This is a genomic window from Bradyrhizobium genomosp. I (2014) (genome assembly GCF_000261685.1).
GTDB lineage: Bacteria > Pseudomonadota > Alphaproteobacteria > Rhizobiales > Xanthobacteraceae > Bradyrhizobium.
In genome coordinates this window covers 1-10,261 of sequence record NZ_AJQE01000287.1, presented here as the reverse complement: position 1 = coordinate 10,261, position 10,261 = coordinate 1, and the positions used below count along the sequence as shown (strand labels likewise).

10 protein-coding genes are annotated in these 10,261 nt (G+C 65.7%); 7 read left to right on the top strand and 3 right to left on the bottom strand.

Annotation, left to right across the window (positions count from 1 at the left end; genetic code table 11):
* From IC50_RS26445 to IC50_RS26435, 3 genes are all read left to right on the top strand, one after another.
* Positions 1–443, top strand: a 443-nt coding sequence (locus IC50_RS26445; RefSeq protein WP_035711548.1) for an electron transfer flavoprotein subunit alpha/FixB family protein, incomplete at its 5' end; no start/stop codon positions are given.
* Between the two features lie 193 nt (positions 444–636).
* Positions 637–1,518, top strand: a complete 882-nt coding sequence (locus IC50_RS26440; RefSeq protein ID WP_035711558.1) for a 3-hydroxybutyryl-CoA dehydrogenase — start codon at positions 637–639, stop codon at positions 1,516–1,518.
* A gap of 171 nt (positions 1,519–1,689) precedes the next feature.
* Complete coding sequence (locus IC50_RS26435) at positions 1,690–1,884, top strand: putative motility protein (RefSeq protein ID WP_027562813.1); 195 nt, start codon at positions 1,690–1,692, stop codon at positions 1,882–1,884.
* Positions 1,885–1,890: 6 nt separating this feature from the next.
* Here the strand turns inward: IC50_RS26435 and tlpA are convergent, their stop codons facing one another.
* Positions 1,891–2,556, bottom strand: a complete 666-nt coding sequence (tlpA, locus tag IC50_RS26430; protein WP_035711555.1) for a thiol:disulfide interchange protein TlpA — start codon at positions 2,554–2,556, stop codon at positions 1,891–1,893.
* A gap of 104 nt (positions 2,557–2,660) precedes the next feature.
* Here tlpA and argH point away from each other — a divergent pair, with 104 nt between their 5' ends.
* From argH to lysA, 3 genes are all read left to right on the top strand, one after another.
* Positions 2,661–4,058 (top strand): argininosuccinate lyase, encoded by a 1,398-nt coding sequence (gene argH, locus IC50_RS26425; RefSeq protein ID WP_035711542.1) that lies wholly within the window; start codon positions 2,661–2,663, stop codon positions 4,056–4,058.
* 93 nt (positions 4,059–4,151) lie between these two features.
* Positions 4,152–4,451 carry an LPS translocon maturation chaperone LptM gene (gene lptM / locus IC50_RS26420; RefSeq protein WP_035711540.1) on the top strand — a complete coding sequence of 100 codons (300 nt, stop codon included), beginning with the start codon at positions 4,152–4,154 and terminating at the stop codon, positions 4,449–4,451.
* 23 nt (positions 4,452–4,474) lie between these two features.
* A complete protein-coding gene (gene lysA / locus IC50_RS26415) occupies positions 4,475–5,740 on the top strand; it encodes a diaminopimelate decarboxylase (RefSeq protein ID WP_035711536.1) in 1,266 nt (421 codons plus the stop codon).
* Positions 5,741–5,934: 194 nt separating this feature from the next.
* Here the strand turns inward: lysA and IC50_RS26410 are convergent, their stop codons facing one another.
* Together IC50_RS26410 and IC50_RS26405 are read right to left on the bottom strand one after the other, a co-directional pair.
* On the bottom strand, positions 5,935–6,834 hold the full coding sequence (locus tag IC50_RS26410) for an NAD(P)-dependent oxidoreductase (protein ID WP_035711551.1): 900 nt from the start codon (positions 6,832–6,834) through the stop codon (positions 5,935–5,937).
* A gap of 144 nt (positions 6,835–6,978) precedes the next feature.
* Positions 6,979–7,362, bottom strand: a complete 384-nt coding sequence (locus tag IC50_RS26405) for a carboxymuconolactone decarboxylase family protein (RefSeq protein WP_035711533.1) — start codon at positions 7,360–7,362, stop codon at positions 6,979–6,981.
* Positions 7,363–7,531: 169 nt separating this feature from the next.
* Between IC50_RS26405 and IC50_RS26400 the strand changes: the two genes are divergently transcribed.
* Positions 7,532–10,210, top strand: coding sequence for a TIGR02302 family protein (locus tag IC50_RS26400; RefSeq protein WP_035711530.1), 2,679 nt, complete (start codon positions 7,532–7,534; stop codon positions 10,208–10,210).
* Positions 10,211–10,261 lie beyond the last annotated feature (51 nt).

Below are 10,261 nucleotides of genomic sequence, written 5' to 3'. Positions count from 1 at the left end.
GGCCCGCCGATCCCGGCCTGTCGACCTTCGTCGGCGAGGAGGTTGCCAAGAGCGATCGCCCCGAACTGACCTCGGCCAAGATCATCGTCTCCGGTGGCCGGGCCATGCAGAGCCGCGAGAACTTCGCCAAGTACATCGAGCCGCTCGCCGACAAGCTCGGCGCCGGTGTCGGTGCCTCCCGCGCGGCGGTCGATGCCGGCTATGCGCCGAACGACTGGCAGGTCGGGCAGACCGGCAAGGTCGTGGCACCCGAGCTCTATGTCGCGGTCGGCATTTCCGGCGCCATCCAGCACCTGGCCGGCATGAAGGACTCCAAGGTGATCGTCGCGATCAACAAGGACGAGGACGCGCCGATCTTCCAGGTTGCCGATTACGGCCTGGTCGCCGATCTCTACCAGGCGGTTCCGGAGCTGACGGCCGAACTGGGCAAGCTCGGCAAGTAAAGGCGTCCAAAACACCGGCCGGAGGTATAAACTCCGGCCGGTGTTGCATTTCCGAGGCGTTTCTTTGGCGTCGGGCGCGCCTTCGAAGCGATCCAATCTAGGTTTCGAGCCAAGGTTCTGATTAAATCGGACCTCCCGGCTCAAGGGGATAGGCAGGGCGCGCTCGTCGCGCGCCGTTCCGGTGGATGACATGATGGCGGCAGTGATCAAGAAGGTCGGCGTGATCGGCGCGGGTCAGATGGGCAATGGCATCGCGCATGTCGCGGCGCTCGCCGGCTTCGACGTGATGCTCAACGACGTTTCGGCCGATCGCCTCAAGTCGGGCATGGCCACCATCAACGGCAATCTGGCGCGCCAAGTCTCCAAGAAGGCCGTCACCGAGGACGACAAGGCCAAGGCGATGGCGCGCATAACGCCCGCCGAAAAACTCGACGACCTCGCCGATTGCGACCTCGTGATCGAGACCGCGGTCGAGAAGGAAGAGGTCAAGCGCAAGATCTTCCACGAGCTCTGCGCAGTCTTGAAGCCGGAGGCGATCGTCGCCTCCGACACGTCCTCGATCTCGATCACGCGGCTGGCCGCCGCCACCGACCGCCCGGAGCGCTTCATCGGCATTCACTTCATGAACCCGGTGCCGCTGATGGAGCTGGTCGAGCTGATCCGCGGCATCGCCACCGACGATGCGACCTTCGAGGCGTCCAAGGAATTCGTCGCCAGGCTCGGCAAGCAGGTCGCGGTATCCGAGGATTTCCCGGCCTTCATCGTCAACCGCATCCTGCTGCCGATGATCAACGAGGCGATCTACACGCTGTATGAAGGAGTCGGCAATGTCGAGGCGATCGACGCCGCGATGAAGCTCGGGGCCCACCATCCGATGGGGCCGCTCGAGCTTGCCGATTTCATCGGTCTCGATACCTGCCTCTCCATCATGCAGGTGCTGCACGAGGGGCTGGCCGACTCCAAGTACCGCCCCTGCCCGCTGCTGGTGAAATACGTCGAGGCCGGCTGGCTCGGCCGCAAGACCCAGCGCGGCTTCTACGACTATCGCGGCGCCAAGCCGGTTCCGACGCGGTAAGGCCGGGGTGCCGTAGGGTGGGTTAGCGCAGCGTAACCCACCACTTCTGTCTCCGCTGATGCGAACAGCGGTGGGTTACGCCTTCGGCTACCCCACCCTACGACATCTGCGATATTTCATGCCCCATTAACCTCTCGCGCCTAGGTTACGCCCGGTACGAGGGTTCGCGTAATGGACATGATGGCAATGGTCAGCACCATGCTGGCCGCTCAGCAAGGCGCGCTGCAGTCGAATATTGCGGCGACGCTGACCAAGCAGAACATGGATATGGAAAAATCCACCGTCCTGACGCTGCTCGGCGCCGGCCAGCCCTCGCTCGCCAATGTCGGCCCCGGCGTCGGCGGCAATCTCAACGTCACCGCCTGAACATATCTAAAGCGCTGCGGCGGCCTTGCCCGTTGCTGCCCGGATCAGCTTGAGCGCATCCTCGCTCGCCCATTCCGCCGGCCCCGCGATCGTCGCAATCTCGCAGCCTTGGGGGTCGACCAGCACCGAGGTCGGCATGCCAAGCGCCCGGCCTATGGCCTTAAGATCCTGAAAAACCTTGGCTTTCTGATCGTTGAAATAGCCGAGGCGGGTCAGGTTGGCCTCTTTCAGGAAGGTTTTGGGCTTCTCTGGGTCGCGGGTGTCGATATTGATCGCCACCACTTCGAAATTCGGGCCCGCCAGCTTGCCCTGGAGTTCGTCCAGCGCCGGCATTTCCTTGCGGCAGGGCACGCACCAGGTGGCCCAGAGGTTCACCAGCAGCGTCTTGCCGCGGAAGTCGGACAGCTTTTTCGGCTTGCCGTCAGCGTCCTCGAAGGCGAGATCGGGCAGCTTCAGCGGGGCGCTCGCCATGGTCAGCGCGGCCACCTCGCCATGGGCGAGCGGAGCGATCTTCTGTGCCGTCGCCACCGCTGTCCGGCACACCGGATCGCCGCCGGGAGTCCGGCTCAAGCCCAGCCCGTACAGGGCGGCAAAGCCGGCCAGCCCCCCGATCGCCACGGTGGCGATGACGAGGGGGATGCGGCGCGTGGCGGAGGGCTTCTTGTCGAGCATATCGTTTGTCATCCGGTCGCAGATATGGCTATCAGGGGCCTCTTAATACGGCTGGCGGCAGCCAGCAAACGTGGTTGGCGACAGCAAGGCGTGAGCAGGGGATCATGAGCAACAAGATGTGGGGCGGCCGGTTCTCGGAACGTCCCGACGAGATCATGGAAGAGATCAACGTCTCCATCGACGTCGATCGCCACCTCTTCGCCCAGGACATTGCCGCGTCCAAGGCCCACGCCGCGATGCTCGCCAGCCAAGGCATCATCACGGGTTCTGATGCGAAAAATATCGGCAAGGGTCTAGACACGATTTTGTCAGAGATCGGCAAGGGCGGCTTCACGTTCAAGCGCGCGCTCGAGGACATCCATATGAATGTCGAGAGCCGCCTGTCGGAGCTGATCGGCCCCGCCGCCGGCCGCCTGCACACCGCGCGCTCGCGCAACGACCAGGTCGCGACCGATTTCCGCCTGTTCGTCCGCGACGTCATCGACGAGACCGATGCTACGCTCGCCGCGTTCCAGCAGGCGCTGGTCGAGCGCGCGCTGGAGCATTCCGGCACCGTGATGCCCGGCTTCACGCATCTGCAGACCGCGCAGCCCGTCACCTTCGGCCATCATCTGCTCGCCTATGTCGAGATGGCCGCGCGCGACCGCGGCCGCTTCCAGGATGCGCGCAGGCGGCTCAATGAATCCCCGCTCGGCGCTGCCGCGCTCGCCGGCACCTCGTTCCCGATCGACCGCCACGCCACCGCGAAGGCGCTCCTGTTCGATCGTCCGATGGCGAACTCGCTCGACGCGGTCTCCGATCGCGACTTCGTGCTGGAGACGCTGTCGGCGGCCTCGATCTGCGCCGTGCACATGTCGCGCTTCGCCGAGGAGATCGTGATCTGGACCTCGCCGCTGGTCGGCCTGATCCGCCTCAGCGACAAATTCACCACCGGCTCCTCGATCATGCCGCAGAAGCGCAATCCGGACGCTGCCGAGCTGGTGCGCGCCAAGACCGGCCGCGTCATCGGCGCGCTCAACGGTCTCTTGATCGTGATGAAGGGCCTGCCGCTCGCCTATCAAAAGGACATGCAGGAGGACAAGCAGGGTGCCATGGAGGGCTTCGCAGCGCTGTCGCTGGCGATCCGCGCCATGACCGGCATGGTCCGCGACCTCGTGCCGGATGAAGCGAAGATGAAGGCGGCCGCGGGCGAGGGTTACGCCACTGCGACCGATCTCGCCGACTGGCTGGTGCGGACCTTGAAAATGCCGTTCCGCGAGGCCCATCACGTCACCGGCCGCATCGTCGCCAAGGCGGCCGAGGGGGGCGTCGCGCTGCACGAACTGCCGTTGAACGAGATGCAGGCGATCGAGCCAAAAATCACCAAGGACGTGCTCGGCGTGCTCTCGGTCGAATCGTCGGTGAAGAGCCGCACCAGCTTTGGCGGCACCGCGCCGAAGAACGTCGCATCCCAGGCCAAGGCCTGGGCGAAGCGGCTGGAAAAAGAGCGAAAATCGGGCTGAGGGCAAAATATCGCTGATGTTTCATGGTCATCCGGCTCTCGCCAGAGCGCGCCAATCTCTGTATTGTGCGCCCCGCGTAGTGGGGATCTCGTCGTGACGTCAAAGTTTCGCCCGGCCGGCTCGGGGTGGGCCATCATTGTCTTGAGCCTGACGGCGCTGGCGCTCGCCGGCTGTGGCCGCAAGGGTCCGCTGGACTTGCCGCCGACCGCCTCCAACGCGTCCACGGCCGGCGGTGCCGCACCTGTTGACACCGAGACCGAAGCTCAGAGGACGCCGAGCGTGTTCAACCCCACCCACGGTGCGGATGCCGCGCCCGCGCCCGCGGCGGCCAAGGGCAGGAAGAAACCGTTCATTCTCGACCCGCTCCTGGACGAACCTCCCGGCAAAAATTAAGCCGGGACAACCGAGCATGCGCCATGAACCATTTCGACTATCGCAACGGCGTGCTGCACGCCGAAGCGGTGAACCTGTCCGAGTTGGCCGCCGCCGTCGGCACGCCGTTCTATTGCTATTCGACCGCGACGCTGGAGCGGCACTACCGCGTCTTCGCCGATGCCTTCGCCGGCGAGAAGGCGCTGGTCTGCTACGCCATGAAGGCGAACTCCAACCAGTCGGTGCTGCGCACGCTGGCAAGGCTCGGCGCCGGCGCCGACGTCGTCTCCGGCGGTGAATTGAAGCGTGCGTTGGTCGCCGGCTTCCCGGCCAGCAAGGTCGTGTTCTCCGGCGTCGGCAAGACGGAAGAGGAGCTGCGCGCAGCGCTGGCCGCCGACATCCTCTGCCTCAACGTCGAATCCGAGCCCGAGCTCGAATTGCTCTCGCGCCTTGCGACCGAGATGGGCAAGACCGCGCGGATCTCGCTCCGTGTCAATCCGGACGTCGATGCCGGCACCCATGCCAAGATCTCGACCGGCAAGTCCGAGAACAAGTTCGGCATCCCGATCGCGCACGCGCGCGAGGTCTACGCCCGCGCTGCCAGGCTCCCCGGCATCGAGGTGACCGGCGCCGACGTGCATATCGGCAGCCAGATCACCGACCTCTCCAACATGGAGACCGCGTTCCGCATCCTCTCCGAATTCGTGCAGACGCTGCGCGCCGACGGCCACAACATCAGCCACGTCGATTTCGGCGGCGGCCTCGGCATTCCCTATGACATGGACGGCGAGGCGCCGCCGGCGCCCGACGCCTATGCCGCCATGGTCAAGCGCGTCAGCCACAATCTCGGCTGCACGCTGATGTTCGAGCCGGGCCGCATGATCGTCGGCAATGCCGGCATCCTGGTCGCCAAGGTGATCTATGTGAAGCATGGCGACGGCAAGAACTTCGTCATCATCGACGCCGCCATGAACGATTTGATCCGCCCGACGCTGTATGAGGCCCATCACGACATCCTGCCGGTGAAGCGGCCGGCCAAGGACGCGGCGACGATCATGGCCGACGTCGTCGGCCCGGTCTGCGAGACCGGCGACTATCTCGCGCTCGACCGCACGCTGCCGACGCCAAAGCCCGGAGATCTCCTCGCCATCATGACCGCAGGCGCCTACGGCGCGGTGCAGGCCGGCACCTACAACACGCGGCCGCTGGTGCCGGAGGTGCTGGTGAAGGACGACCAGTACGCCGTGGTGCGCCCGCGCGTGGAGGTCGAGCAGCTCATCGCGATGGACAAGCCGGCGCCGTGGCTGTGAAGCGTTGAGGGGCGGCACAAGCGCTTCAACAATTTCAGTGTCGTCCCTGCGGACGCAGGAACCCATAATCCCGCAGCGTAGTTGTTTGGCTGAGCTGTAACTACGGTCCTCGCTAAACACCGCCCTGTGGTAGGTCCCGGATCTGCGCTTCGCTACGCTGCGCTTGTCCGGGACGACAGTGGAGATTGGGACGGCTACTTCCCCGTCACTCCGCCGCCGACCACAACTCCCGCCTTCCTCTCAATCGGCTTGATCGCCGCGGTGAAATCGGACTCGGCGCCTTCCGCGCTGATCACCGTTTCCCACAATCGTCCGACCGCATCCGCGACCTCCATCGACAGGCCGAGCTGCTTCATCTCCTCCAGCGCCAGCCTCACGTCCTTCACCATCAGCCCCGTGGCGAAGCCGAAATCGAAGCTGCGCGGCAGCACCGAGCGCGGAAACTTGTCGCGGCTCGCGGTGTTCATGCCGGAGCCGGCATTGATGACGTCGATCATCACGGCGGGATCGAGCCCGGCTTTCACGCCCATCACCACGGCCTCCGACGTCGCGACGATCGCGGTCGCCGACAGGAAATTGTTGGCGAGCTTCATGGTCTGCGCCGCGCCGGGCTTCTCGCCGATGAAGAACACCTTTCCGATGACGTCGAGCACGGGCCTGAGCAGTTCGAACTCCGCCTGCGGCCCCGACACCATCACCGCCAGCGTGCCCTTCTCGGCGCCGCCGACGCCGCCGGAGACGGGGCAGTCGATCTGCACGATGTTGCGTTTGGCGAGGAGGCCGTGAATCTTCACGGCCACCGTCGAGCCGACGGTCGAGAGATCGACGAAGCGTTTTGCGCGGCTGCCCTCGATCACGCCGTTCGCTCCGGTTGCGACGTCGAGCGAAGCCTGCAGCGAGGGCAGGCTCGCCATCACGGTCTCGACCTGATCGGCGACGTCCTTCGGCGATGTCGCTTCCGTTGCGCCGAGCGCCACCAGCTTGCCTGTGACCTCCTTGCGCATGTCGAACACGACGAGCTTGTGTCCCGCCTCGATCAGCCGCCGCGCCATCGGGAAGCCCATGTTTCCGAGCCCGATGAATCCGATGTCCATGGTGTTTCCTCCCGTCGTCATTGCGAGGAGCGCAGCGACGAAGCAATCCAGGCTGTTTGCGCGGAAAGATTCTGGATTGCTTCGCTGCGCTCGCAATGACGGAGCAGTACGTTGGATGCCTGTTGTGGATCTTGTTTGTTAGTCTCACGCCTTCCCGTCGATCTCCGCGAACACCTCGCGCGCGATGCGGAAACTGTCGACCGCGGCGGGCATGCCGCCGTAGATCGCGACCTGCATCAGGATCTCGCGGATCTCGTCGCGTGTCACGCCATTGGTCAGCGCACCCTTCAGGTGCGCGCGAAACTCGTGCTGGCGGTTGAGGATCGCGATCATGGCGATGTTGAGCATGCTGCGGGTCTTGCGCGGCAGCTCCTCGCGGCCCCACACCGTGCCCCAGCAATATTCGTTGAGCATCTCCTGGAACGGACGGTTGAAATCGTCGACATTCTTCAGGGCGTTGTCGACATAGGCCTCGCCCAGCACCGCTTTGCGGACTTCCAGGCCCTTGTCGTGCATCTTCTTGTCCATGGCGTATCCTTCGTTTCCCTCAGGGATGGCGCGCGAAAATTACGGGGTTGCACCGGGCCAGTCACGTCCTCGTGTTATGCGGGAAAAGGGGGCGCTCCCGTACAGGAACGGATGCCTCAGTGCTGCCGTTGTGATAGGGTCTCCTCTACCGGGCAACCTGGAGAGCTGATTGAACGGCGTCACCCCCGACCCGTCAGACCCGATCCGCAACAGTGACGCTCTGTCGCGGCTGAAGCTGGCGCAGGCCCTGGATCGGGCCACTTATGCCATCGCGTGGGAGCGTGCCTGGCCCAATGCGGCGCGCCTTCTGACCGTCCTCGGCTTGTTCCTGGTGGTGTCCTGGGCCGGCCTCTGGCTGGCGCTGCCGTTCGTCGCCCGGGCCATCGGCCTTGTTCTCTTCGCCGCGACGGCGGTCATTGCCCTGTTCCCGTTGATTCGCTTCCGCTGGCCGAGCCGCGAGGAGGCGCTCGCACGGCTCGACCGTGGCTCCGGCATCCGTCACCGCCCGGCCACCACGCTCACTGACACGCTGACCTCGCAGGACCCGGTCGCGCAGGCGCTGTGGCAGGCGCAGCGCGAGCGTACGCTCGCTTCCATCAAGCGCATCCGCGCCGGTCTGCCGCATCCGCGGCTCGCGCTTCACGACCCCTGGGCGCTGCGCGCGCTGGTCATGGTGATGCTGGTCGCGACCTTCTTCGCCGCCGGTGACGAGCGCGCGATGCGGCTTGGCGCCGCCTTCGACTGGAACGGGGTGCTGGCGCCGACCAATGTTCGCGTCGATGCCTGGATCACGCCGCCGCTCTACACCGGCAAGCCGCCGGTCATCCTGTCGGCCGCCAACAAGGAGGCTGCGGCGTTGCCCGCCGGCGGCCCGCTGGCCGTTCCCGTCGGCTCGACCCTGATCGTGCGCTCCTCCGGCGGCAGCCTGGATGTCGCCGTCTCCGGCGGCCTCAAGGAGGTCGCCCCCACTGAAGCCGGCCCCAAGGGAACCAACGAAAAGCATTTTGCCATCTCCGGCGACGGCACGGCGCACGTCCGTGCGCCCTCCGGCCAGCCGCAATGGGCGTTTGCAGCAACGCCGGACCGTGCGCCCACGATCGCACTGGCCAAGGACCCGGAGCGCCAGGCGCGCGGCGCGCTCCAGCTCTCCTACAAGATCGAGGACGATTACGGCGTCACTGGCGCCGAGGCGAAATTCGCCCCGCGTTCGATCGATGCCCGGGACGGCGCCAGGGACGCGACCAGGGACGGGGCCAAGGCTGCTGCCGGCGATAAGGCTGCTGCCGCCGATGGCGACACCAGGACGGCTCCGCGTCCGCTGTTCCAGCCGCCGCAATTCCCGCTCGCGCTGCCGAATGCGCGGACCCGCAACGGCGTCGGACAGTCGGTGAAGGATCTCAGCGAGGATCCCTATGCCGGCGCCGAGGTCACGCTGACCCTCACGGCCAAGGACGAGGCCGGCAACGAGGCCGCAAGCGAACCGTTCAACATGCGCCTGCCCGAACGGCTCTTCACCAAGCCGCTGGCACGTGCACTGATCGAGCAGCGCCGCATTCTCGCGCTCGACGCCAACAAGAATTCCGACGTGTATGCCGCGCTCGACGCGCTGATGATCGCGCCCGAAATGTTCACGCCGGAGGCCGGACAATATCTCGGCCTGCACAGCGTTGCCCGGCAGCTCGAGGCCGCGCGCACCGATGATGCCCTGCGCGAGGTCGTGGCAAGCCTGTGGGCGCTTGCGGTGACGATCGAGGACGGCAAGATCTCCGACGTCGAGAAGGCGCTGCGCGCGGCCCAGGACGCGCTGAAGCAGGCGCTGGAGCGCGGCGCGAGCGACGAAGAGATCAAGAAGCTCACGCAGGATCTGCGTCAGGCGCTGAACGATTTCATGCGCCAGCTCGCCGAGCAGTTCCGCAACAACAATGATCCGCAGCAGCTGGCGCGGCCGCTCGACCCGAACACCAAGATCCTGCGCCAGCAGGATCTGCAGAACATGATCGACCGGATGGAGCGCCTGTCACGCTCCGGCGACAAGGATGCCGCCAAACAGTTGCTCGACCAGCTCCAGCAGATGCTGGAAGGCCTGCAGATGGCGCAGCCAGGGCAGTCCGGCGAGAGCGACATGGAGCAGGCGCTCAACGAACTCGGCGACATGATCCGCAAGCAGCAGCAATTGCGCGACAAGACCTTCAAGCAAGGTCAGGATTCCCGGCGCGACCGCTCGCGCGGCAAGCAGCAGGGCGATCAGTCCATGTCGGAGCTGCAGCAGGACCAGCAGGGGCTGCGCGATCGCCTGAAGAAGTTGCAGGACGAGCTTGCCAAGCGCGGCCTCACGCAGAAGGGAGAAAAGGGGCAGAAGGGCCAACAGGGACAGAAGGGCCAGCAAGGCGATCAGGGCCAGCCCGGCCAGAACGGCGATCAGGACGGCGACCAGGGCGATGACGACGGCAGTCTGGATGCTGCCGACGGTGCCATGGGCGATGCGGGATCAAAGCTCGGCGAGGGCAATGCCGACGGCGCCGTGGAGTCGCAGGGCAAGGCGCTCGACGCGATGCGCAAGGGTGCGCAGAAGATGGCCGAGGCGATGCAGCAGGGCGATGGTGACGGGCAGGGCGACGGCCCCGGCCAACGCGCCGGCCGTCAGCAGAGCGGCGGCAACCAGACCGATCCGCTCGGCCGTCCGCTGCATGGGCGCGAATATGGCGACGATTACACGGTCAAGATTCCCGGCGAGATCGATACCCAGCGTGTCCGCCGCATTCTCGAAGAGCTCCGCCGTCGTCTCGGCGATCCCTCGCGCCCGCAGATCGAGCTCGACTATCTCGAGCGGCTGCTGAAGGAGTTCTGAGGCGCTAGCCCGCTACGTCCTTCGCATTGCGAGCCAACGGGTCCGCGCGAA